22 protein-coding genes are annotated in these 24521 nt (G+C 30.1%); 12 read left to right on the plus strand and 10 right to left on the minus strand.

Annotation, left to right across the window (positions count from 1 at the left end; all coding sequences use genetic code 11):
* The first annotated feature begins 33 nt into the window (after positions 1-33).
* From porL to KQS_RS11200, 4 genes are all read left to right on the plus strand, one after another.
* Positions 34-669: a type IX secretion system motor protein PorL/GldL gene (porL, locus tag KQS_RS11185; RefSeq protein WP_014389296.1), complete on the plus strand. Its 636-nt coding sequence runs from the start codon at positions 34-36 to the stop codon at positions 667-669.
* A gap of 57 nt (positions 670-726) precedes the next feature.
* Positions 727-2256 (plus strand): type IX secretion system motor protein PorM/GldM, encoded by a 1530-nt coding sequence (gene porM / locus KQS_RS11190; RefSeq protein WP_014389297.1) that lies wholly within the window; start codon positions 727-729, stop codon positions 2254-2256.
* Positions 2257-2273: 17 nt separating this feature from the next.
* Positions 2274-3173: a type IX secretion system ring subunit PorN/GldN gene (porN, locus tag KQS_RS11195; protein ID WP_014389298.1), complete on the plus strand. Its 900-nt coding sequence runs from the start codon at positions 2274-2276 to the stop codon at positions 3171-3173.
* Positions 3174-3334: 161 nt separating this feature from the next.
* Complete coding sequence (locus KQS_RS11200; protein WP_014389299.1) at positions 3335-4390, plus strand: NAD(P)/FAD-dependent oxidoreductase; 1056 nt, start codon at positions 3335-3337, stop codon at positions 4388-4390.
* On the opposite strand, the gene KQS_RS11205 is transcribed toward KQS_RS11200, so the two are convergent.
* The gene (locus KQS_RS11205; protein ID WP_041252094.1) at positions 4385-4783 is read right to left on the minus strand and encodes a DUF983 domain-containing protein; all 399 of its coding nucleotides are present in this window, start codon (positions 4781-4783) and stop codon (positions 4385-4387) included. The genes KQS_RS11200 and KQS_RS11205 overlap by 6 nt on opposite strands.
* A gap of 64 nt (positions 4784-4847) precedes the next feature.
* On the opposite strand from KQS_RS11205, the gene KQS_RS11210 reads away from it, so the two are divergent.
* Entirely contained in the window at positions 4848-6764 is a 1917-nt protein-coding gene (locus tag KQS_RS11210; RefSeq protein ID WP_014389300.1) for an ABC-F family ATP-binding cassette domain-containing protein, read from the plus strand.
* 1 nt (position 6765) lies between these two features.
* On the opposite strand, the gene KQS_RS11215 is transcribed toward KQS_RS11210, so the two are convergent.
* The 9 genes from KQS_RS11215 to xrtF form a co-directional block, all read right to left on the minus strand.
* Entirely contained in the window at positions 6766-7875 is a 1110-nt protein-coding gene (locus KQS_RS11215) for a GNAT family N-acetyltransferase (RefSeq protein WP_014389301.1), read from the minus strand.
* A gap of 91 nt (positions 7876-7966) precedes the next feature.
* Positions 7967-8446, minus strand: coding sequence for a DUF1761 domain-containing protein (locus tag KQS_RS11220; protein WP_014389302.1), 480 nt, complete (start codon positions 8444-8446; stop codon positions 7967-7969).
* Between the two features lie 53 nt (positions 8447-8499).
* Positions 8500-8883 carry a heavy-metal-associated domain-containing protein gene (locus tag KQS_RS11225; RefSeq protein WP_014389303.1) on the minus strand — a complete coding sequence of 128 codons (384 nt, stop codon included), beginning with the start codon at positions 8881-8883 and terminating at the stop codon, positions 8500-8502.
* Between the two features lie 49 nt (positions 8884-8932).
* A complete protein-coding gene (locus tag KQS_RS11230; RefSeq protein WP_041252096.1) occupies positions 8933-11173 on the minus strand; it encodes a TonB-dependent receptor in 2241 nt (746 codons plus the stop codon).
* A gap of 67 nt (positions 11174-11240) precedes the next feature.
* Positions 11241-11666 carry an HYC_CC_PP family protein gene (locus KQS_RS11235; RefSeq protein WP_014389305.1) on the minus strand — a complete coding sequence of 142 codons (426 nt, stop codon included), beginning with the start codon at positions 11664-11666 and terminating at the stop codon, positions 11241-11243.
* 42 nt (positions 11667-11708) lie between these two features.
* Positions 11709-13064 carry an MBL fold metallo-hydrolase gene (locus tag KQS_RS11240; RefSeq protein WP_014389306.1) on the minus strand — a complete coding sequence of 452 codons (1356 nt, stop codon included), beginning with the start codon at positions 13062-13064 and terminating at the stop codon, positions 11709-11711.
* A gap of 8 nt (positions 13065-13072) precedes the next feature.
* Positions 13073-13894 (minus strand): ATP cone domain-containing protein, encoded by an 822-nt coding sequence (locus KQS_RS11245; protein ID WP_014389307.1) that lies wholly within the window; start codon positions 13892-13894, stop codon positions 13073-13075.
* A 29-nt stretch (positions 13895-13923) separates the two neighbouring features.
* Positions 13924-14367: an exosortase F system-associated membrane protein gene (locus KQS_RS14740; protein WP_041252097.1), complete on the minus strand. Its 444-nt coding sequence runs from the start codon at positions 14365-14367 to the stop codon at positions 13924-13926.
* On the minus strand, positions 14342-14917 hold the full coding sequence (xrtF, locus tag KQS_RS11255; protein ID WP_051149677.1) for an exosortase family protein XrtF: 576 nt from the start codon (positions 14915-14917) through the stop codon (positions 14342-14344). The genes KQS_RS14740 and xrtF overlap by 26 nt, the downstream gene beginning before the upstream one ends.
* Positions 14918-14969: 52 nt before the next feature.
* Here xrtF and KQS_RS11260 point away from each other — a divergent pair, with 52 nt between their 5' ends.
* The 7 genes from KQS_RS11260 to KQS_RS11290 all read left to right on the plus strand — a co-directional run bounded on the left by KQS_RS11260 (position 14970) and on the right by KQS_RS11290 (position 24497).
* A complete protein-coding gene (locus KQS_RS11260) occupies positions 14970-15422 on the plus strand; it encodes a GAF domain-containing protein (RefSeq protein WP_014389309.1) in 453 nt (150 codons plus the stop codon).
* 102 nt (positions 15423-15524) lie between these two features.
* The gene (gene rpsO, locus KQS_RS11265) at positions 15525-15794 is read left to right on the plus strand and encodes a 30S ribosomal protein S15 (protein ID WP_014389310.1); all 270 of its coding nucleotides are present in this window, start codon (positions 15525-15527) and stop codon (positions 15792-15794) included.
* A gap of 145 nt (positions 15795-15939) precedes the next feature.
* Positions 15940-18111, plus strand: a complete 2172-nt coding sequence (locus KQS_RS11270; RefSeq protein WP_014389311.1) for a polyribonucleotide nucleotidyltransferase — start codon at positions 15940-15942, stop codon at positions 18109-18111.
* 97 nt (positions 18112-18208) lie between these two features.
* Entirely contained in the window at positions 18209-18886 is a 678-nt protein-coding gene (locus tag KQS_RS11275; RefSeq protein WP_014389312.1) for a hypothetical protein, read from the plus strand.
* Entirely contained in the window at positions 18883-21615 is a 2733-nt protein-coding gene (locus KQS_RS11280; RefSeq protein WP_014389313.1) for a TonB-dependent receptor domain-containing protein, read from the plus strand. The genes KQS_RS11275 and KQS_RS11280 overlap by 4 nt, the downstream gene beginning before the upstream one ends.
* Positions 21616-21620: 5 nt before the next feature.
* On the plus strand, positions 21621-22538 hold the full coding sequence (locus KQS_RS11285) for a DUF4249 domain-containing protein (protein ID WP_051149678.1): 918 nt from the start codon (positions 21621-21623) through the stop codon (positions 22536-22538).
* A gap of 273 nt (positions 22539-22811) precedes the next feature.
* Complete coding sequence (locus KQS_RS11290; RefSeq protein ID WP_014389314.1) at positions 22812-24497, plus strand: hypothetical protein; 1686 nt, start codon at positions 22812-22814, stop codon at positions 24495-24497.
* Positions 24498-24521 lie beyond the last annotated feature (24 nt).

A 24521-nucleotide genomic window follows, 5' to 3' on the forward strand; every position in this document is an offset into this window, starting at 1 on the left:
ATAAATACTTAACTAACTAAAATTTTTTAAATTATGGCAATTTTATCACCAAAAGTAATGAATTTCGCATACGGATTCGGTGCGGCAGTAGTAATCGTTGGAGCATTATTTAAATTAATGCACTGGCCAGGAGCAAGCGCAATGCTTATTGCAGGTTTAGGAACAGAAGCTTTCATTTTCGGTTTATCTGCATTTGAAGCTCCAGCAAAAGAATTAGATTGGACTTTAGTTTACCCTGAATTAGCTGGTGGAGAGGCTAAAACAAGAAAAGTAAAAGCTGAAAACCCAACTGAAGCTCAAGGATTATTATCTCAAAAATTAGACAACTTATTAAAAGATGCTAAAATTGATGGTGAATTAATGTCAAGCTTAAGCAACTCAATTAAAAACTTTGAAGGTGCTGCAAAAAACATTGCTCCTACAGTTGATGCAATTGCTTCTCAAAAGAAATATGCTGACGAAATGGTAAGCGCAGCTAACTCTTTAGAAGCTTTAAATAACTTATACAAAGCACAATTAGATGGTGCTCAAAGAAATGCTGAAGCAAACCAACAAATTGCTGAAAATGCTGCTAAATTAAAAGAGCAAATGCAATCAATGACTTCTAACATCGCTTCATTAAATGCTGTGTATGGTGGAATGTTATCTGCAATGCAAAATAGAGGATAATTAGTTTTATCGTTTTATATTATTTTTTTATTAACTATTTAAACTAATTATTTAGAAATGGCAGGAGGAAATTTAAGTCCTAGACAGAAGATGATTAACCTAATGTACTTGGTTTTCGTCGCAATGTTGGCAATGAACATGTCAAAAGAAGTACTTTCAGCTTTCGGATTAATGAATGAAAAATTTGAAGGAGCAAATACTTCTGCAGCTCAAACTAATAAAGATATGTTAACTGTTTTAGATCAAAAAGCAACAGAAAGCAAATCTCAATTTGGTGGTGCTGCTGCAACAGCTCATAAAGTTGTTGACGCTACTAAAAAATTCTATGAATTTGTACAATCATTAAAAGGAGACGTTACTAAAGATATCGAATTAGATAATGGTAAACTTCCTTATGAAGCAATGGATAAAGGAGATAAAATTGATGAATTATGGTTCTCTGGTGAAAACTATTCACCTAAAGGTAAAGCTGTAATTGATGCAATTGAAACTTACAAATCTGAATTAAAAGCTGCTTTAGGTAATGAGAAAAAATACCAGTCTATTTTAAACGATTTCTTATCTAAATTTGATACTAAAGACGTTAAGAAAACAGACGGTTCTACTGACAAATATTTAAATTATCATTTTAAAGGTTTCCCTGCAATTGCTTCATTAGCAAAATTAAGTGCTTGGCAATCGGATGCTAAAAAAGTTGAATCAGACGTAATTGCTGCAGCTTTAGGTAAAGCAGCTGTTGATGCAGCTTCAATGAAAAATTACCAAGCTATTGTAGTTTTAGAGAAAAATGCTTATTTCCAAGGTGAGCAAGTGAAAGGTAAAGTAGTTTTAGGTCGTTACGACGAAAATACAAAACCAACTTCATTCAAAGGACCTGGTAAATTAGAAAATGGACAAGCTGTTATTTCAATGACTGCTGGTGGTATTGGTGAGCAAAAAATTGGTGGTGAATTTACATTCTTAGAAGATGGAAAAAACATTCCATTAAAATTTGAAGGAACTTATGTAGTTGTTCCAAGACCAAACCAAGCAATTATTTCAGCTGACAAAATGAATGTTGTATACCGTGGTATTGACAACCCAATTTCAGTTTCTATACCAGGAGTAGCATCTAATAATGTTACAGCTTCTGCGCCAGGAATGAGAAGCACAGGGCAAGGTAAGTTTGTAATTAAACCAGGTGCTGGTAATGAAGTTAAAATTACCGCTACAGGTAAATTACCTGATGGAACTTCTGTAAGTAGCTCTATGCCTTTCAGAATTAAAGCGTTACCAAAACCAACAGGGAAAATTAGAGGTGATGTATCTCCTAAAGGACCAAAATCAAGTTTAGAAGTGTCTACAGTTACTGCAGTTATGGAAGATTTTGATTTTCCTGTAACAGTAAATGTTGTACAATTTAACTTAAAAGTACCTGGACAACCAACAGTAGTAGTTCAAGGTAACAAAATGAATGCTGCTGCTTTAGCTGCTATCAAAAAAGCAGGTAAAGGTGATGTAGTTACAATTTCAGAAATCAAGGCTAAGTTTACAGGTATTGACCAAGTACCTAAACAACCTTCACCTTGTACTTTTGAAATTCAATAATTTTAAAATATAAAAAAATGAATTGGAGAAATTTTTTATTAGCAACTGTATTAGGTTTTAGTGCAATTTCATTTGCTCAATCTAATTTATTAAATGCAAAAACACCAGACGAAATTGGTAAAAAGACACAAGCGGAATTAAACGCAGATAACGACAAACCAATGCCTTATGGTTATGTAGGAGATAGAGATATCTTAATGGGTAAAGCTACATGGGAATTAATAGATGTTAATCAACGTGTTAACTTTCCATTGTATTTTCCAGTAGATGAATCTGTAGATTTAGGACCAGACAGAAGATCGCTTTATGCAGTTTTAATGTCTGCCATTAAAGATAAAAAAATTACAGAAGTATATGACTCTGGATATTTTACTACTAAAAAATCTTACGAAGATATTGAAAAAGCACTTTCATTTAAAGACACTTTAGATCAAGGTATCGAACAAATAAATGCAGGTGAAAAAGAAATATCTCCAGAATTTATTGTAAAATATGAAATTAAACCTGAACATGTAGCAGGTTATAAAGTAAAAGGTTATTGGTACTTTGACAAACGCCAGGGTGAATTAAAATACCGTTTATTAGGAATTTGTCCTCGTGTTCCAGATGTTTATACATTAAAAGGTGAAGCTGCTAATGTAGAGTATGTAGATTTATTTTGGATTTACTTCCCTGCCGCTCGTGAAGTATTACACGGTGCAAAAGCATTCAACGAAAAAAATTCTGCAATGCCATTCTCTTTTGATCATGTATTAAACTCTCGTCGTTTTAGTGGCGTTATCTACCTAGAAGAAAACGTATATGGCGATAGAGAAATTAAAGACTACATGAAAGAAAACTCTCAAATGCAATTATTAGAATCTGAGAGAGTAAAAGAAAAAATACGTAATTTCGAACTTGATATGTGGAATTACTAATAAAATATTTCTCCAATACTTAATAAAAAACTCTTGTCTATGGCAAGAGTTTTTTATTTTTGTACCTATGAAATCGCCATTAACAACAAGTTAGCGTTAGCAAACACCAATGATTAAAAGGCGATACCATATGTTACCTATTAAAATTAAAATTTAAACATATGAAAGAAGTTGATTTTTTGATTGTTGGTGCTGGTTTAGCTGGTTTAAGTATTTCTGAATTGTGTTTACAAAACAATCGTAGTATAGTAGTTTTTGAAGATTATTCACAAAATTCAACTCAAATTGCAGGAGGACTATATAATCCAGTTGTCTTAAAACGATTTAGTGAAGTTTGGAAAGCAAAAGAACAATTAGAATTCGCTATTCCATTTTATAAAAAATTAGAACAAAAGCTAAATCAATCTTTCTTACATGAAATTCCCCTACTAAGAAAATTGGTTTCTATCGAAGAACAAAATGATTGGTATATCGCAGCTGATAAACCAAATTTAAAAGATTATTTACATCCAATTTTAGAACAATTACCAAATAATAATATCAAGTCAGCATACAAATTTGGAAAAGTAAATCAAACAGGTTATTTAGACACTAATTTACTAAAAGAAACATATGCTACATATTTAGATTATAATCAACTTCTTGTAAAAGATACATTTGATTACACTCAACTCAAGTTTTCAAATGAATCTATAACTTACAAAAATTATAAAGCAAAAAACATCATATTTGCGGAAGGATTTGGCATACATAATAATCCCTATTTTAATAATTTACCTCTAGATGGTACTAAGGGTGAGTTACTTTTAATAGAATCAGAAAACTTGAAGGTAACAAATATTATAAATTCAAGCATATTTGTTCTTCCAATTGGTAATCATCTGTATAAAGTGGGCGCAACATATAATTGGCAAGATAAAACTACTTATCAAACTCAAGAAGCAAGACTAGAACTAGAAAATAATCTAAAAGAATTAATAAATTGTGAATACAAAGTAATTGATCATTACGCTGGTATTAGACCGACAGTAAAAGATAGAAAACCATTATTGGGTCAACATTATCACTATAAAAATGCATTTATATTAAATGGACTAGGAACTAGAGGTGTTATGTTTGCTCCCTTCCTAGCCCATCAATTATATAATTTTATAGAAAATAAAATTCCCATAGATAAGGAAGTAGATATTCAACGTATTTATAAAAAAATATTATGACTTTTTATGTAAGTGCTCTTTCCAATTTTTATCAAAATTTACAAAGAAATTAATCCATATATTTCTTGATAAACGCATTATTATTGGCATAAATACAATTAATGTTGCCATAATTGCAATAAAAGAGGTCTTTAAATCTGCCCCAATAAAAACATGTGAAATTACAAAAGCAGCTACTGCAAACGCTACACCCAAACCATAGCTTACATACATCGCTCCATAAAAGAAAGAAGGTTCGATTGCATAATGCAGATGACAATGAGAACAATTTTCATGCATTTTTAAAGCTTTGGATAAGTTGTATGGATTACGAACTTCATACATACTTTCTTCTTGACAACGTGGACAAGTACCTTTAATCATACTTGCTATTTTAGATCCTTTGGTAAACATTTTCCTTTTTTTTATACAAAGGTAAAATAAGTATAGTATTTTTGCGTCACAATTGTTACATATCATGCTTAATATACATAATTTATCGGTTTCATTTGGTGGAACATTTTTATTTGAAGAAGTTACTTTTAGACTTGGCGCTGGTGACCGTGTGGGTTTAGTGGGTAAAAATGGTGCAGGAAAATCAACCATGCTAAAAATGTTGGCGGGTGACTTTAAACCTGATAGTGGCACAATTGCAACTGAGAAAGAAGTAAAAATTGGGTTTTTAAGACAAGATATAGATTTTGTTAAAGGAAGAACGGTTTTAGAAGAAGCGTATCAAGCGTTTGAAGAAATAAAATACTACGAAAACAAAATTGATCATATAAACCATCAGCTAGCTACAAGAACTGATTATGAAAGTGAGGCTTATACTGAATTAATTGAACAATTGAGTGATTTTCAACATCAATATGAAATTCATGGCGGGTATAATTATGTAGGTGATACGGAAAAAATATTGTTAGGATTAGGTTTCAAAAGAGAAGATTTTGATAACCAAACGGATACTTTTTCTGGTGGTTGGCGTATGCGAATTGAATTGGCTAAACTATTGTTGCAATCAAACGACATACTTCTTTTGGATGAACCTACCAACCACTTAGACATCGAAAGTATTATTTGGCTTGAAGGTTTTTTGAAAAATTTCCCCGGTGTGGTTGTTATCGTATCTCACGATAAAATGTTTTTAGATAATGTAACGAATAGAACCATTGAAATTTCTTTAGGAAAGGCGTATGACTTTAACAAACCTTATTCTCAATATTTAGTTTTAAGAGAAGAAATTCGTGAAAAACAATTAGCTACGCAAAAAAATCAACAGAAAAAAATTGAAGAAACTGAAAAACTAATTGAAAAATTTAGAGCAAAAGCTTCTAAAGCTTCAATGGCGCAGTCGCTAATTAAAAAATTGGATAAAGTTGAACGTATTGAAGTCGATGAAGACGACAATTCGGTAATGAACATCTCCTTCCCTGTTTCAATTACACCAGGACGTGTAGTGGTAGAAGCCGAACATGTAACTAAAGCCTATGGTGATAAAGTGATCTTAAAAGATATTTCTTTATTGGTGGAACGAGGAAGTAAAATTGCTTTTGTTGGGCAAAATGGACAAGGAAAATCTACGTTTATTAAAGCCATTGTAAATGAATTTAAATATGAAGGGACTATTAAATTAGGCCACAATGTTCAACTAGGGTATTTTGCACAAAATCAGGCCGAATATTTAGATGGTGAAAAAACATTATTAGACACCATGATTGAAGCTGCAAATGACACTAACAGAAGTAAAGTAAGAGACATGTTGGGTGCTTTTTTATTTAGAGGCGATGATGTAGAAAAAAAGGTAAAAGTTTTGTCTGGAGGCGAACGAAACCGTTTAGCATTGTGTCGTTTATTACTTCAACCTATCAATGTATTGGTAATGGACGAGCCCACGAATCACTTAGATATTAAATCTAAAAATGTATTAAAAGCAGCTTTACAAAATTTTGAAGGCACACTCCTACTGGTATCGCATGACCGTGATTTTTTACAAGGCATGGCCAATACCGTTTATGAATTTAAAGATCAAAAAATTAGAGAATATTTGGGTGATATCAATTTCTTCTTAGAACAGAAAAATGTTCAAAATATGCGAGAAATTGAGAAAAAAGATGTGGTTAAAACAGAAACCTCAACTACAAAAATAGAAGCTCCAAAAAACCTAAGTTACGAAGAACAAAAAGCGCAAAAAGCACTTCAAAATAAACTTTCTAAAATTGAAAGTCAAATCAATCAATTGGAAAAAGAAATTGCAAAAGACGATGAAAATTTAGCCCGTAATTATGAGAAATTAATTGAAGATACCCAATTCTTTGCTGCATACGAAAAGAAAAAGAAAGAATTAGATCAATTAATGTCTGATTGGGAAACGGTTCAAATGGAACTAGAAGGATAATTTATTTAAAAGGATGTCTTTGTTGCCAATGTAATTCTGGTTCTAATTTTGGAAATATTTTGCTAATATATTTATTAATTAATGTATTGCTATGCATGATAAAACCCGACATTTTAACTGGTTCAGCACCAATGGAACTTTTAATTTCTAAAGCTGTTCTTCCAAAAATAATTTTATGAAAACCGTGCTCAATACCAAATTCGGTCATGTTGTATAACATATTCAAATACAACATTTTTTCTTTTTGAACTTTATCATTATATCCTAAAAAGTACGTCTCTAAAACATCGCCATTTAATAAAACTGAATGAAACCCGACTAATTCTTCATGTATAAAATACCCAAATAATTTAAATCGGTGACCGCATTGTTTTTTAAAAACTGAAAAATGCTGTTGGTCTAGGAAAAAAGTATTAAAAGGCGCATTTTTTGCTACATAATAGTATAAATCGTAAATCCTCTTTTCATTTTGAATTACCTCATCTAGCATTAATTCTTTTACTACAACACCATCAAATTTTTTTCTAGCTCTTTTGTATTGATCTCTATATTTTTTTGAAAAAGCCCCGATATAATCTTCTTTGGATTTCCAAGTATGAGGAATTGAAAATATCATATTAGGCTGGGTATTGAACTCATAAACTGAAGCAAAATGATTCTTTTTCAATTCAACAGAACAGTGTTCATAAAAATCTTTAAAAGAAACAATATGAATTTTGATGCCTTTATTTTTAAAATAACCTTTAATAGCATCTGCCGATTGTAATAAAATTTCACTTATACTAGCAAAATCAATTTCTTTAGAAAAAGCATACCCGTTTTGCCCTGTAATCATATTATTTCCTAAAAAAAGTACATGAGAAGCAAAATTCTTAAAAACAAAATTTCGAATCATGGTTTTAAAGCATTTATCCCGTTCTCCAAAAGATTCCAATTTATTTAAATCCAAATATTGAGCTAATGCAACACCTATTAACGCTGTAGAATCAAAAATTCCAATATAAAAACATTCCATATTTGTGGGTGCTGAATTTTCTAACACTTTCAAATAAGGGGTTTGTAAAAAATGATTGGTATGAGCCACTTCATCCCAATTGGACGGCAGCTCCACAGTTTTTGAAAAGATTTTAAATGATAGGTTTTCCAAGATAAAAAAAATCGTCCCACAAATGTAGGACGAAAGTATTATAATAAAATGTTAATTATTTCCAACCACAAATTATAGCTCCCATTATAGTCAACGAAACAATCCAATAACCAGAAGTTACTAAAATATATTTCCATGATTTTTGTTCGAACAAACCATTAATGGCAGTTACAGGTAATACAAAAAATAATCCGGTCATACATCCATGCAATGCACCATGTTTAAATGAACGAAAAGCGTCTTCTTTACCTTTCATAAACTCAATTAAAGAGGCGTTTGTTTCATCACCACCTACTAATTGAATTGCTCCAATTTGGTGAATAACCATCATTGGAACTACCATAAATGAAAGCAATAAGGAAAACACTAAGGTTAACCCGAAAATTTTAAGCATGTTCCCTTTTTGTGCTTTTTCTTCAGTCATTCCAGTCTCATTCATCCAAATTGTACCGAACACTTTTGGATTGTACCAAATGAAACCTACTAAAAAAGTTGACAGTGCAGCTACTAAGCATGCGATTGGATTAATTGGCATAGTTGTTAATTTAATTGGTTAGTATACCAAATATACTAAAAAGATTAATACAATTAATGTGTTTCTTGAGTACGGTATTGACAACATCCGTGAATAGCCCCGTATTGCTCATCCGTTGCCTTCACTCCTGCTGTGTCATGTCCAACTTTAGCTATCGCTTTTTGTACATCTAAAACAGAACACTTTGATTCATCTATGATTAAATGAATATCTTGATGATCTGCATTCCAAATTGCTGATTTTACTCCTTTAACAGAATAAGCGGCTTTTTCAATACGTTTTTTACACATATCACAATTTCCATTGACTTCAAACTCAACTTTTTTGTTCTTGTTTGGCTTTTGCTGAGTAACTTGAACTTCATCTTTTTTTAATTCTTGTGCTTGAATAGTAAGTGTACTACAAGCTACTACTAATGCTAAAATTATTTTTTTCATATTCTTCTCTTTTATATTATTTTTCAACTTTCAACTTTCGACTTAAAAATTATTTAATCTTAAATCTTAATCCGGCATAAAACATTCTTCCAAAAACCGGACCATAGATCATGGTACTATCAAAATAGGCATTAAACGGATTATCTGAAGCAATTATGGCATTGTTTTGCCTAAAATTACCCAAATTTTCACCACCTACATACATTTCAAACACACTAGAAAAAGTTCTTGTTACTTGTGCATTAAACATCTCATAAGGTTTTGTATAATCACCCAATTGATAATTTATTGGATTACTTTTCGTGTTTGGTAATCGTTGTTCGCCAATCCAATTAAATGTAGCATCAAATTTCCATTGTTGTCCCTTTTCTTTAATATGCGTTTCATAAGCAACATTAGCAAAAAATCGGTGTTTGGCTTGCAATGGTTTTTCGAGTAATCCCTTTTGAAAATCGGTTTTTACATCTAAATATTTATACGCTGTTCTAATGTCTAAATGGGTTAAAATATTAAAATTTAACTCTGCTTGAAAAGACGCGGCATAACTTTTACCATTTAAATTAGAAAAAGTAACTTGCTGAGGGTTTTCTAAATCGACCACTACTTGGTTTTGAAAATCGGTTTTATAATAATCCAAAACCAATTCATGTTGTCTTCCAAATAAATTAAATTTTTGGTTTAAACTTAATCCATAATTCCATGCTATTTCAGGATTTAAACCATACAATTTACCTCCAGCATCTTGAATAATAATTTCACGTGAGCTAGCTAATAAATTTATGTTCTCAGCAAAAATATTTGCTGCACGTTTACCCCTACCTGCCGACACACGTATTGTTGTTCTTTCAAATGGAATATATTTTAAATGTGCTCTAGGCGTAAAAAAAGTACCTAAACGGTTGTGATTGTCTACACGAGCACCTAATACAAAACTCAAATTGTTTAAATTATCATAAGAATATTCGAAAAAAGCACCAACAGAATTATCAATTCGGTCGTAATTACGAGTAAAATTGACAACCACATTTTCTTCAAATTTATCGTACGTAAAATTAACTCCCGTAATGAATTTATTTTTAGTATTATTTAGGATTGAATTAAACAATAAGTTAGAAAAATAACTTTTATGTTTGATTTCATGCAATTTCGTTCCAAATAAACTATTTTGTTTGTTGTATTGAAAGGCTTGTTGAAATCCAATACTTTGAAAAGGCATATCGGGAAAAACATAACCAATTTTGTTTGATAATTCTAATTTTTCAGTATCAACTTGACTTCCCCATAATCCTGAAGGATTAGTTCTTGAAAAACCGACTTGACCTCCTGTTTTTTCATCTTTGAAATACTTGATATTAAAAAAACTAACCAATCCTTTTTCAGCATCATTATACTGCCAACGGTTCAATAAATTAATTTGTTTTCCTTGTGGATTATCCATAAAACCATCTTGATTCATATCATTTACTTGGTTTCTTGTATTCCCATGTAGCAAAACTAAAGAACTCAATTTTTCAGAAAATTTGGTTTTAAAATGGGTGTTTAGCTCATACCTACCGTCATTAGAAGCATAGGCATTAGTATAAAACGGCACTTCTTTTATAGGCTTGAGTAACTCATAATTAATTTGGCCAGAAATGCTTTCGTAGCCATTCGTTACACTCCCCGCTCCTTTTGTAATTTGAATACTTTCTACCCAAGTTCCAGGAATAAAGTTTAATCCGGTTGCTTGTAACGCACCTCTAATTGCCGGAATATTTTCTTCCGACATTAAAATATAAGGACTGGTTAATCCTAACATTTTAATTTGTTTGTTACCTGTTACTGCATCGGAAAAATTGACATCAATAGAAGGATTGGTTTCAAAACTTTCAGACAAATTACAACAAGCAGCTTTTTGAAGTTCTTTTTGGGATAAATTAATCGTATTTGTTACTGCTTTAACACTACGATTCATGGCTTTTTGCTCTTTTTTTACTACAACAGCTTCAATTTCTTTTTCAGATGAAACCTGTTCGACAACTAAAACAAAATCTTGAGCGCAATTTTGCTTTACTTCCATTTTTTTATATCCGTTTGCCTCAATTATCAAATGGACATCGGTGTTGGCTTGAATCAAACTAAAGTTTCCACTTTCGTCCGTATAAAACGAATTATTTTGTTCGATGACACTTATTTTAGCATTCGAAATGGGTTGATTATTGGCGTTAACAATCTTACCCGTTATACTTGATTGTGCAATTGTTACCAATGGTAACAGTAATGCAATTAAAATTCTATAAAACATAAAAATCAGTTACTAGTAATACAATATCCTTCGGATTTTAAACTTAAAAATCCAACTGTAAAAAAAGTACTGATTAAGCGTAGAAAATGTATTGAGAATAGAGTTTATAGAGCGGTGGTGCGTTTGCATCACAGTAATAATCTGTAACTTGTTCTTGTGTAGTTTTTACTTCCTCTGTTTTAAAAACTGGTAAAACTACATCAAAAATTACAGCTTGAAATTTAAAATCGAAATGATTAAAAATAGTATAATCAATTTTCTTTTCAACTTTAATTTCTTGATTTGAACAACACCCTGAATCTTCTTTTTGATCCTCTTCCGTAATTTGAGGGGAACAACAAGAATCTTCTTCTGTAGAATCAATTAGTGAATTTTCTTGATAAACTAAAGATATATAGGAAATTTCATTATGACAAAAATGCAATACAAGACTAGCACTACTATTCACAATTAAAATGAAAAGCGCTAAAAAAATACTTATTTGCTTTTTGAAATTCATTGTACAAATGTATAAAATATTTTTATTAAAAAATGTTATGAATTAAATTTCAAATACTTGACCTAACATTGGAATGGTTATATTATAACTATATTTCTCTTGAATCTTGGTTCTTAAAGCATCTAAAGCTAAATTTTCACCATGAATTAAAAATACTTTTTGAGGTGTATTGGTCAAATCCGACATCCAATGCAATAAATCAATTTGATCGCCATGCGCCGATAAACCCTCTATTGAAACTATATTGGCTTCAACATTAAAATAGTTACCATGCATTTTAATTTCTTTTTCACCTTCTAAAAGTTTTCTACCTCGTGTACCTTCAGCTTGATACCCCACTAATACAACCGTGTTTTCTGGTTTTGAAATATATCTTTCTAAATAAGCCAAAACCCTACCACCTGTAATCATACCACTCGCTGCGATTACAACCTTAGGTCTTTCTTCATAAATCGCTTCAATAGTATCTTCAAAACTAGTAATAAGGGTAAACATTTCACACATCTCTATACTTTCATTAGGAGTTAATTTATGCCATTTTAAATTAGCCCTAAACACATCTAACACACTAATACCCATTGGGGTATCAATTATATATTTTATATCAGGAATTCGATTTTGTTTTTTTAATTGCCATAATAAATACATAACCGTTTGTACACGTTCTACAGCAAAACTTGGAATGATTACATTCCCATTTCGTTCATACGTATTATTTATTATTGTTTCTAAAAGCAATAAAGTATCTTCTTGCGGATGAATTCTATTTCCATAGGTACTTTCTAAAAAAATATAATCTGCTGCTTTTGGTTTTTCAGGTTGAAACATTAATACATCGTCATCTTGCCCTATATCTCCTGAAAACACTAAGGTTTTATTTTCAATATGTAATTCAATAGAACAAGCGCCTAAAATATGTCCAGCATAAAAGAATTTAAACCAAACATTATCCTCTATTTTAATTTCAAGATCTTTATCAACAACTCTAAAAAGAGGCAGTACTTTTTCTACATCTTCTACTGTATAAAGTGGCGTTGCCGGATTGTGCTTTGAAAAATTTTCTTTATTCGCTCTTTCTGCTTCCTCTTCCTGAATTTTGGCACTATCCTCTAAGATTAGTTTTGTAATTTCTTTCGTTGGATGTGTACAAAATATTTTTCCATTAAATCCATCTGCAACTAGCTTGGGTAACCATCCACAATGATCTAAATGTCCATGAGTTAGAAGTACAAAATCAATAGTACTTGGGGGTACAGCTAGCGGTTCTCGATTTAATTCTCTTAATATTTTTAAACCCTGAAACATTCCACAATCAATTAAAATTTTTAATCCTTGTGTTTCAACTAAAATTTTTGAACCTGTGACTGTGCTTGCTGCACCTAAAAAATGTATTTTCATAACAACTATTATAATTGATGAGCTTCCGCTAAAATTCTTCTAATTCTCGGTTTGCTAATTTCTAATTTTTCTAGCCAATCGTTTTGTTCTACTAACTCTTTAACTGTAATAATTTCAACAGCCAATAATTTTTCTTTTTCAACTTGTGTCAATGTGGTTAAACAAGTTACAGGATATAATTTCAATTTATCGATAAGTTCACGCAATCCATTTTTTTCTGGATAATCCCAACTTAATAATTCTAAATTTGAACAGTTACCAAATTTTAAAGCATCTTCAGTGAATTTATTATTGGTAACAATCAAACAACTTTCAATTTGCCTTGTTTTACCAAACAATTGAAAATCTCTATTTTTTAAATCATTGAAACGAGACAAAATATACATAGGTATTTTCACATCCGATTTTGCATCATTACTAGAATGAAACTTACATTCGATCATTTTAATTTTCTCGTCTTTCAACAACACAACATCTATTTCATGTGAAACACAAGTACCATTTAAAATAACATTTGTTGTAGTATCAAATCCAAGATATTCATGTATTTTAGCTATATATTTTTCAAAATAAAATCCGGCAGGCCCTAATCCCAATAATGCCGTTCTTAAATTGTAGCGAGCGGCATGCACATTGGAACAATTTTTCTTTAACAGCTGATAAGCTAACTTGTAAATTTTTTTAGAAGAAATACCATCATACAATTGTGGCTCTATAATATTCAAAATTTCAGACACAACCACATCATTAGCTCCTGATTTTTTTAAAGAACGCACCAATTTAGATTGATCATAGTCTACTATTTCGCCAGAAAATTTTGTAACTTTCATGAAAAATTATTTTTATAAAGTTACGAAATTTATTGTACTGTTTTTTGATAAAAAAAGGCAGGAATAAATAATATTAAAAACAAAGGCTGAATTAAAAATCTTCTAATATAAAAAAGAGTTAAATAATCCGGTTGTTTTGAAAAATGTAAAATAAAAAACATCGCAATTACCAAAACACAAAAAAAGAGTAACAACAAAAAAAGAGTTAGGTTTACAATAGATTTTTGTTGAAATAAAGTTTTAATAATTAGAACGGTAAAAATACTATTTAATGTATAGCGAAAAAGCAATCCAAAAAACAATTGAATGGAATTAAATTTAGGCAGTTTATGGTTTTGAAAATCATCTTTAAAAAATTCTAAAAAAGGATCATAAAACAATTCATTTTCAAAAGCTCGAATTAACACTAGCCCTAAAACAAATAATAATACAAAAACTAATTGCTTTTTATTTTGCAGTAACTTTTGCCACATATCCAGAAATTTTTGTTACCCATAAAATCCAAAGTAAAAACACTATCCCATAAATCACAAGAGGAAAAACAATATTATGCAATACATGCTCGTATTGAGGAAAATGATATAAAGCTACGCTCAATAAAGCTATTCTGAAAAAATTTAAAACATAAATCAAAATGGAACCCAAAAATATATATAAGAAGGTTTTTCCGAACGAAGTTGAAAAAGCAAAAATAAATGAAGCAAACAAAATAATAACACTAATAGCATTACATCCTTCAATTACCCTAGCAACATACTTGCCTTGATAAAGAATTTTATACGAAGGTTCAAATTCATGTTTTGAAATTTCACAATCTTTACCAAAGAACACCAAAGTTACTTTAGTTTGTTCTGCAACATTTTCAGTAATGTAATCTACTTCATTTTTCTCCATTTTAAATTCATTTAAAAACAACTTGTATAAAACAGTAAAAACTAAATAGAACACTAAAAACTTTAACAAAAAAACAAAAAAGGGTTTATGTTGTTTAATGATGTTTTTCAAAATAGTGATTTTTAACAAAAATATAATTTTTCTTAACTTTTTAAAATTTAATTTTGCAAAAAATAAATTTATGAATTTTGAAAATTTAAAACCGCAAGTCGAAATTATTGTTCAAAGTCAATTAGAGAGAGACGAAAAATTAAAAAAAATATGCCAGTTATTATCTGATTCTGTAAGTTATTATGATTGGGTGGGTTATTACTTTGCCAATCACGAAACTAAAACCTTGCATTTAGGCCCTTATGTTGGTGCCGCAACAGACCATACGGTTATCCCCTTTGGAAAAGGTATTTGTGGTCAGGTAGCTGAATCAAATGCAAATTTTGTTGTACCCGATGTTAAAGCACAAGACAACTACATTGCCTGTAGCATTACAGTAAAATCAGAAATTGTTGTACCTTTATTTGTTAACGGTAAAAACATAGGACAAATTGATATTGACAGTCATGTAATAGATCCATTTACTACAGAAGACGAAAGATTCTTAGAATTTGTAAATGAACAAGTTGCAACACTTTTTTAATCAATAAACAAGAAAAGGTTTGGTAATTAAAAAATAAAGTTACCTTTGCACCCGTATTGAGAAACACTCAATTTACATAATAATTATTTAAGGAATATTAGCATGTACTTATCAAAAGAGAAAAAAGCTGAAATTTTTGCAACTCATGGTGGAGCTGCAACTAACACAGGTTCAACAGAAGGACAAATCGCATTGTTTACTTTCAGAATCAACCACTTAACTGAGCACTTAAAAAGAAATCGTCATGATTACAACACTGAGCGTTCATTAGTGAAGTTGGTAGGAAAAAGAAGAAGTCAATTAGACTACTTAAAGAAAAAAGATATCAACAAATATCGTGAGATTCTGAAAACATTAAACATCAGAAAATAATTCAAGGGGGCTTTGTGCCCCTTTTTGTTTACAAAAAAAAGACAGACAAAGTTTGGTTTTTCATTGGGTTTCAAACAACTACAACAACACACAACAACAACACAACTAAACCCTTTGTTTAAATTATTTATTGAATGAACAATTTATGATTCCAAAAGTAACCCAAGAAATTATCGATTTAGGTGATGGAAGAACAATCACAATCGAAACAGGAAAATTAGCCAAACAAGCAGATGGGTCTGTCGTGGTACGTATGGGCGACGCAATGTTGCTTGCAACTGCTGTATCTGCCCGTACTGCCAATCCGGGTATTGATTTTTTACCTTTAACAGTAGATTACCGCGAAAAATTTGCAGCGGCCGGTCGTTTTCCAGGAGGATTCTTCAAAAGAGAAGCACGTCCTAGCGACCAAGAAATTTTAACAATGCGTTTGGTAGACCGCGTTTTACGCCCTTTATTCCCAGACGATTATCACGCTGAAACTCAAATCATGATTCAGTTAATGTCTCATGACGACAATGTAATGCCTGATGCTTTAACAGGTTTAGCTGCTTCGGCTGCATTAGCTGTTTCAGACATTCCTTTTTACAACTTAATCTCTGAAGTAAGAGTAGGTCGTGTAAATGGAAAATTAATCATCAATCCTAGCCGTGAAGAATTAGAACAATCTGACATCGACATGATGATTGGAGCTTCTAAAGATTCTGTTTGTATGGTGGAAGGTGAGATGAAAGAAATCTCAGAAGCGGAAATGGTTGAAGCCATTAAATTTGCTCATGAAGCTATCAAATTACAAATTGAAGCACAAGAAAAATTAAGAGCTGCAATTGGTACTCCAGCTTATAGAGAATATGAGCCAGAAAAAGAAGATGAAGCTGTTTATGCTAAAGTAAAAGCTGCAGCATACGACAAATACTATGCTATTGCACAGGAAGCTTCAGCAAAAAGCGAAAGAGGTGAAAAATTTGCTATCGTAAAAGAAGAAGTTAAAGCTTTATATTCAGAAGAAGAATATGCTGAAAATGCAGATTTAGCTGAATTAGTAAGCAAATACAATTATAAAGTTCAAAAAACTGCCGTTAGAAATGTAATTTTAGAAAAAGGAATTCGTTTAGACGGAAGAAAAACTACTGAAATTCGCCCAATTTGGTGTGAAGTAGATTATTTACCTTCTGCACATGGATCAGCAGTTTTTACACGTGGTGAAACTCAAGCTTTAGCAACAGTAACTTTAGGAACATCTAGAGAAGCTAACGTTATCGATTTACCTTCGGAACAAGGTGAAGAGCGTTTCTACTTACATTATAACTTCCCTCCTTTCTCAACGGGTGAAGCAAAACCATTAAGAGGAACCTCTAGAAGAGAAGTTGGACATGGTAATTTAGCGCAACGTGCTTTAAAAAACATGATTCCTGCTGATTGTCCTTATACAATTCGTATAGTATCAGAAGTATTAGAATCTAATGGTTCGTCTTCAATGGCTACTGTATGTTCTGGAACATTAGCATTAATGGATGCAGGTGTACAAATGGTAAAACCAGTTTCTGGTATAGCTATGGGATTAATTACCGATGGCGAAAAATTTGCTGTATTATCAGACATCTTAGGTGATGAAGATCACTTAGGAGATATGGACTTTAAAGTAACAGGAACAGCAGACGGAATTACTGCTTGTCAAATGGACATCAAAATTGAAGGATTAAGATACGACATTATGGAGCAAGCCTTAGAACAAGCTCGTGATGGTCGTTTACATATATTAGGAAAAATTACTGAAACTATTGCTCAACCAAATGCAACTGTTAAAGCAAAAGCTCCTAAAATTGTTAAATTCAGCATTCCAAAAGATTTCATTGGAGCTATCATTGGACCTGGAGGTAAAAACATTCAAGGATTACAAGCCGATACTGAAACTACTATAGTAATTACAGAAGTTGGAGACTTTGGAGAAATTGAAATATTAGGTACAAAACAAGAAGGAATGGACAAAGCTTTTGCTACTATTCAAAATCAAGTTTTTGCTCCAGTTGAAGGTGAAACGTATAAAGTAAAAGTAACTAAGGTACTGGACTTTGGAGCAGTTGTTGAATTTGTTCCAGGAAAAGACAGTTTGTTACACGTTTCTGAATGGGATTGGAAACGCATTGAAAAAATCAGCGACTTTGTAAAAGAAGGTGATGAATTAGAAGTGAAATATTTAGGTTTAGATCCAAAAACTAGAAAACCAAAAGTTTCAAGAAAAGCATTATTACCTCGTCCTCCAAGAGAAGACAAAAAACCTGAAAACAAGGAAAACAAAGATAATCCACAAGGTTAATATTATTATTAATTCTATATTTAAAGCCTCAAAATGTTAAATTTTGAGGCTTTTTTTGTGTTTGTAAGATTTATTACATATATTACACAAAAAAACATTGAAAAAATCGTTAACCCTCTTATTATTAACTTTTTATTGTTTTCTTCATGGGCAAGAAACTTTAATTGAAGTTAATGACAGTATAGCACAGTATGAAAATTTACCAATAAACAATGGTTTATCATACGAGAACAAATATTGGAACACTACCAATGACACGAAACAATTTTACAACAATGAATATACAAAATGCACCATTTCTTATGATGGAAAACTATATTCAGATGTAAAATTAAAATTTGACATCCTTAACAATCAAATTTTATTCAAACCAAAATTCAACGTTATTTCAGAAATTGTTTTAATCAATGAACTTGTTGATTATTTCATTATTAATCAAAAAAAATTCATCAAGTTAAACATCAACAACCATTATCAATATTTTGAAGAAATTAAAATTAATAACGAAGATTCATTACTTATTAAGCATGTTAAAACCTTTAAAGAAGACTTATCAACTGGTGAAAAAAAATATTCATTTTACGACAATTTTGAAATTTATTTAAACCATAAAAAAGCTTATTATTTGCTTAATAACAAGAATAGTTTAATTACTATTTTTCCAAATTATAAAAAAGAAATTCAAAATTTTTACAAAAGTAACGAGCTGTTAAAAGAAAATAATCTTATTCTGTTTTATACTAAATTAATTAACGAACTTATTTCAATTAAATGAAAAAATATTTAATTCTATTTCTCTTCTCTTGCTTATTTTCTTTTTCTCAAATTAAAAAGGACTCTATAAACATTTCATTTGAAAATGAGAATCTCATAACTGTAGTAAATAAAATTGAAAAAGAATCAAATTGTAAAATATATTATGATACAAAATGGTTAGATAATGAAAAGAAAACAATAACAGCTTCTTTCAAAAACACTACATTAGATAAAATTTTAACCGAAGTTTTTGCGAACACAAAAATTAATTTTTATGTTGACTCTGATCGCATTATATTGATGGAAAATAGAATTATTTATGACTATTTTACCGATGATTATTTCATCAATCAAAACAATCAAAATATCGTACAATCTACTGCAATTGAAAATAAAAGAAACCCAAACGAAGAATTAATTTATATTGGAAAAAATACCAAAAACATAAAGAACAAAACATTTACTATCAAAGGAAATGTCAAAAATGTAGAGACAAATAATACTGTAAAAAATACTATAGTAAGAATAAATAAAAATTTAAGTACAACTACCGATTCAAATGGAGCGTATAGCATTGAAGTTCCAGCTGGTTTAGTTACTTTAACCGTTGAAGTTCCAAACGCGTCCAACAATAGTAAAAAACTATTTGTTAGTGAAAATGGTACAATTGATTTTTTTATTACTGAAAAAACAATTGGAATTAAAGAAGTTGTAATTACAACTAAAATTCAAAATAAAATTAAAAGCACCACAACAGGAGCCACAACAATAGATTTAGAAAACATGAAAAATGTCCCTATACTTCTAGGCGAACAAGATGTTTTTAAAATTGCGACTATAATGCCTGGAATTAAAACCGCAGGTGAAGGAGCCACTGGACTGAATGTTAGAGGTGGAAATGCCGATCAAAATTTGATTTTAGTTGACGACATTTCATTATATAACCCGTTCCACTTTTTAGGTTTTTTCTCTTCAATTAATCCTTATAGTTTAAAAAATGTAACTATCTATAAAGGCAGTATTCCTGTGGAATATGGCGGGAGATTATCTTCAGTAATGGATTTAAAAACGAAAAAACCAAATGCTTCAAAATTATCCGGAGAAGGTGGAATAGGCCCTGTAACAAGTAATGTATTTTTAAATGTACCTGTAATAAAAGAAAAATCCGCTCTTGCTACAGCATTTAGAGCAACCTATTCTGATTGGATTCTTAAAAGTTTAGATGAAGAGCAACTTAAAAACAGTAATGCTTCTTTTTATGATTTTTCATTGAAATACAGCCACGATATCAATCCAAAAAATACCATCAATACTTTATTTTACTATAGTAATGATAAATTTAGAATTACCTCCGACTCTTTATTTAAATACAACAACAGACTAGTTGGGATAAATTGGGAACATAAATTTTCTAAAAAAGCAGACTTAGCCGTTTTACTAAACAATAGTGACTACAAATACGGCGTAGACTATTCTAACCATAAAGAAGAATTGAACTCGTTTAAATCGGGCTTTAATATCAACGAAACTAACCTGCAAGTTAAGCAAAGTAATAAGATAAATCAATTTATAAATTTAGACTACGGAATTTCTGGAAAACTTTATAAAATAAATCCTGGTTTTTTAACTCCAAAAGATGAAAATAGTATCTTAACTCCAAAAGATATTATTGACGAAAAAGCATTAGAATCGTCCATTTTCTTTAAAAACGAAGCAAAAATTAATACTAAACTAGTTGTAAACATTGGATTACGATATACCAATTATTCATTTTTGGGTCCAAATACTCAGCGAATCTATGAAAATGGTTTGCCCAAAAACGAAGCCACTCTTTTAGAAACTAAAAACTATAAAAATAACGAGGTTATTAAACAATATGGCGGACTTGAACCTCGAATTTCTGCTAGATACATGTTGACCAATTCGTTAGCTATCAAAGGAAGTTATGATAAAACTTATCAATATATACATTTATTATCTACAAATACGACACAAACTCCGACAGATGTGTGGAAATTATCAGACATCAATGTTAAACCTCAAATTGGAGAACAATATTCATTGGGTTTATATAAAAATATAAATGAAATTTATGAAATTAGCTTAGAAGGATACACCAAACGTTCAAAAAATATTTTAGATTATAAAACTGGAGCAACTATCATTTTAAGTGATAAAATTGAAACAGAATTATTACAAGGTGAAGGTAAATCTTATGGAATAGAATTATTAATTAAAAAATCTATTGGAAAATTAAATGGATGGATTGCTTACACTTATTCAAGAAGTTTTATTAAATTAGACAGTCCATTTAGAGATGAAAAAGTAAATAATGGGGAATATTTTGCTACAAACTTTGATAAACCCCATGATTTTAATTCGGTTTTAAACTACAAAATCACAAAAAGATATAGTTTCTCAATGAATTTTGTGTACCAAACCGGCAGACCTATTACATATCCCATAGGGAAATACACCTATGGAAATGCAGAATATACTTTATATAGTGATAGAAATAAATTTAGAATTCCAGATTATTATAGAGTAGACTTTAGTTTTAACATTGAAGGTAGCCATAAAATAAAAAAATTAGCACATAGTTTTTGGAATATTTCCGTTTACAATTTATTAGGTAGAAACAACCCTTATTCTATTTATTTTATTACTGAAAACGGACAAGTTAAAGGATACAAAACATCTATTTTTAGTATTCCAATTCCAACAATAACTTATAACTTTAAATTCTAATAATCATGAAAAAGTTATTCATTTTACTTGTATTTGTTTTAGTAAGCTGTACTGAACCTTATCATTTACAAACTTCAAATTTTGAAGAAGCGCTTGTAATTGAAGCAACAATTACCAATGAATTAAAATCACAACAAATTAAAATAACAAAAACTTACAGGTTAGAAGAAAACGGACCTGATTTTGTAGAAAATGCGGAAGTTTATGTAAAAGATAATTTGGGAAATATTTATAATTTCTCGGAAGGTGATGAAATTTATCAATCTGACATTGCATTTCAAGCAGTTCAAGGAAGAAGCTACCAATTGTTTATCAATACTGCAGACGGTAAATCTTACCAATCTGATGCCGAACTGCTAACCCATGAAAATCCAATACAATCCATTGAAGTTGCTGATAAAACTTTTCAAGGTGAAAGAGGTGCTGAAATAAAGGTAAAAGCATTTGATCCAACAAATAGTTCAAAATATTACCGATATGAATATGAAGAAACCTATAAAATTATTGCTCCAAAATGGTTACCTTTTACTGTATTAGTTGATCCTAACACTAAAGAACTTATTTATACACCTAGAACTTATGAAGCAAGAACTTGCTATTCAACAGTAAAATCTAATGACATCATATTAACGAAAACAACTAATTTAAATGAAGATAGAGTTGACCACATGGTTAGATTTATAGCTGTAACAGACCCTATTATCAAACACAGATACAGTATTTTAGTCAGACAATATGTGCAAAACCTTGAAGCATATACTTATTACAGTACTTTAAAACAATTATCTAATAATGAAAGTATACTTTCTCAAAACCAACCAGGATTTTTCTCTGGAAATATTGAATGTGTTTCAAATCCAAATGAAAAAGTTATTGGTTTTTTTGATGTTTCAACTGTAAGTTCTCAGAGAATATTTTTTTAACTTTCCTGATGTATTTCCAAACACACAATATCCAGGTTATTTTTATGATTGCTATGATTGTATTGACCCTGACCCTTCAAATTGTAGAGATGGAAAATATAAATTTTGCTTTCATCCTTCCTCTGATACTTGTGAAGGTTATTTAGCCGAAAATGAATTGAATTCTGGTAGAATGTTATTCTTAAGTTTTGATTCCCCTTATATTTACTTAGTTCCTGCACCTTGTGGAGATTGTACAAAATTTTCGTCTAACGTAGTACCACCTTTTTGGCAATGAAAAAAAGCAATTTTTTAATTATATTTTTATTCCTCTCTTGTTTAATTTTAGCTCAAAACAAGAAATTACAACAATCATCTGTTGTAATAGAAAATACGATTTTACAAACAAATAGCAACTTCTATTTGGCTGGTGAAAACATATTTTACAAACTCATTTGTATCAATAGTTCCAACAATCAAATTTCAAATTTTAGTAAAGTTGCATATATAGAATTGATTGATAAAGAAAAGAAATCAATTCTCAAACAAAAACTCATCCTAAAAGAAGGAATTGCCTCCAACGATTTCTTTTTACCCACTAATATTCAAAGTGGATATTATAAAGTTGTTGCATATACTACTTGGATGACAAATTATAATTCTTTCTTTGAAAAGGATATTTTAATTATTAATCCTTATACAAATATTCCAGAAGAATTAAAGGAAAAAGAGAATAATAACAAAACAATTATCACTACCAAAAATAGTAATTCCAATAAAAAAATAAAAATTAGCAAATCAATTTATACTAAAAGAGAAAAAGTAACCTTCAATGTACAAGAACAGTTAAAAGGAAGCTTTATACTAAATGTAAATAAAATTGATAGTATTCCATTTTCTAACGAACAAAATATATTTACAGCTTTAAATAAAAATTCAAGTCCAATTAATCTTGACGATTTTAAAAATGCAGCTGAAAATAGAGGCGAAATTTATTATGGAAAAATTGAATCAAAATCAAGCGATAGTGGTGTTGAAAATAAAAAAATTGCTTTTAGCCAAATGGGAGATGCTTTTGATTTAAAAATTTCAACAACAAATAGTAAAGGTGAATTCACAATTATTACTGACAAGACTATAAACAACGAAGGATATATACAAGTTTATGAAGATGATCGTTCAAAATATAAAATAGCATTAAATAAATTTAGCATTTCCAATTTAATCAATGAAAACTCATTTAAATCAAACAAAATACAATCAATTTATGGAAAAGCTATTCTAAATCGTTCTATAGCAAATCAAATTCAAAACATTTACTACCATACAAAAAGCGATACAATTTATTCCAACCCTAAAACCAAACCTTTTTATACAGGAGCAGATAAGCAATATATTTTATCCGATTACAATCCGCAAAATTCATTAAAAGAAGTATTTGTTGAAGTAATTCCAGAAATCTATACTGTTAAAAAAAATGGAAAAAGTATAATGAGGGTAAATGATTATGAAGTAAATAAAAGTGATTTATTTGAAAATACCATAGTTTTAGTGGACGGATTCCTTTTACAAGAAATAGACGAAATTCTCACCTATGACCCTACCTATTTTACAAAAATCAATTTTGTAAATAAAGGTTATTTTTTAAATAAATATATTTTTAATGGAATAGTAAATTTAACTACTAAAGAGCAAAATTATGTTCCAAAAATTTCAGAAGAATGGATAATTAAAGCACCATTAGAAAAACCAGAATTAGATAAAAAATACTTTTCAATAGATTACACAAAAAACACTTATGATAAAATTCCAGATTACAGGTACCAACTTGTTTGGGAACCCAACATAACAGAATTAGCTCCTAATAAAGAGTTAAGTTTTTTTACATCAGACCTAAAAGGAAATTATAAGATTAGTATAGAAGGAATAACTGATACCGGAGAACCGGTAATTATTGAAGAATATATTCAAGTCAATTAAAAAATAATTAAAAGCCTCAAATTT

Origin of the sequence: Flavobacterium indicum GPTSA100-9 = DSM 17447 (assembly GCF_000455605.1) — a bacterium.
GTDB classification, from domain to species: Bacteria; Bacteroidota; Bacteroidia; order Flavobacteriales; family Flavobacteriaceae; genus Flavobacterium; species Flavobacterium indicum.

Excerpts from the sequence above, each read along its gene's own strand:
- porL (WP_014389296.1), top strand. The coding sequence starts at position 34 with ATGGCAATTTTATCACCAAAAGTAATGAATTTCGCATACGGATTCGGT.
- porM (WP_014389297.1), top strand. The coding sequence starts at position 727 with ATGGCAGGAGGAAATTTAAGTCCTAGACAGAAGATGATTAACCTAATG.
- porN (WP_014389298.1), top strand. The coding sequence starts at position 2,274 with ATGAATTGGAGAAATTTTTTATTAGCAACTGTATTAGGTTTTAGTGCA.
- KQS_RS11200 (WP_014389299.1), top strand. The coding sequence starts at position 3,335 with ATGAAAGAAGTTGATTTTTTGATTGTTGGTGCTGGTTTAGCTGGTTTA.
- KQS_RS11205 (WP_041252094.1), bottom strand. The coding sequence starts at position 4,783 with ATGTTTACCAAAGGATCTAAAATAGCAAGTATGATTAAAGGTACTTGT.
- KQS_RS11210 (WP_014389300.1), top strand. The coding sequence starts at position 4,848 with ATGCTTAATATACATAATTTATCGGTTTCATTTGGTGGAACATTTTTA.
- KQS_RS11220 (WP_014389302.1), bottom strand. The coding sequence starts at position 8,446 with ATGCCAATTAATCCAATCGCATGCTTAGTAGCTGCACTGTCAACTTTT.
- KQS_RS11225 (WP_014389303.1), bottom strand. The coding sequence starts at position 8,883 with ATGAAAAAAATAATTTTAGCATTAGTAGTAGCTTGTAGTACACTTACT.
- KQS_RS11235 (WP_014389305.1), bottom strand. The coding sequence starts at position 11,666 with ATGAATTTCAAAAAGCAAATAAGTATTTTTTTAGCGCTTTTCATTTTA.
- KQS_RS11240 (WP_014389306.1), bottom strand. The coding sequence starts at position 13,064 with ATGAAAATACATTTTTTAGGTGCAGCAAGCACAGTCACAGGTTCAAAA.
- KQS_RS11245 (WP_014389307.1), bottom strand. The coding sequence starts at position 13,894 with ATGAAAGTTACAAAATTTTCTGGCGAAATAGTAGACTATGATCAATCT.
- KQS_RS14740 (WP_041252097.1), bottom strand. The coding sequence starts at position 14,367 with ATGTGGCAAAAGTTACTGCAAAATAAAAAGCAATTAGTTTTTGTATTA.
- KQS_RS11260 (WP_014389309.1), top strand. The coding sequence starts at position 14,970 with ATGAATTTTGAAAATTTAAAACCGCAAGTCGAAATTATTGTTCAAAGT.
- rpsO (WP_014389310.1), top strand. The coding sequence starts at position 15,525 with ATGTACTTATCAAAAGAGAAAAAAGCTGAAATTTTTGCAACTCATGGT.
- KQS_RS11270 (WP_014389311.1), top strand. The coding sequence starts at position 15,940 with ATGATTCCAAAAGTAACCCAAGAAATTATCGATTTAGGTGATGGAAGA.
- KQS_RS11280 (WP_014389313.1), top strand. The coding sequence starts at position 18,883 with ATGAAAAAATATTTAATTCTATTTCTCTTCTCTTGCTTATTTTCTTTT.
- KQS_RS11285 (WP_051149678.1), top strand. The coding sequence starts at position 21,621 with ATGAAAAAGTTATTCATTTTACTTGTATTTGTTTTAGTAAGCTGTACT.
- KQS_RS11290 (WP_014389314.1), top strand. The coding sequence starts at position 22,812 with ATGAAAAAAAGCAATTTTTTAATTATATTTTTATTCCTCTCTTGTTTA.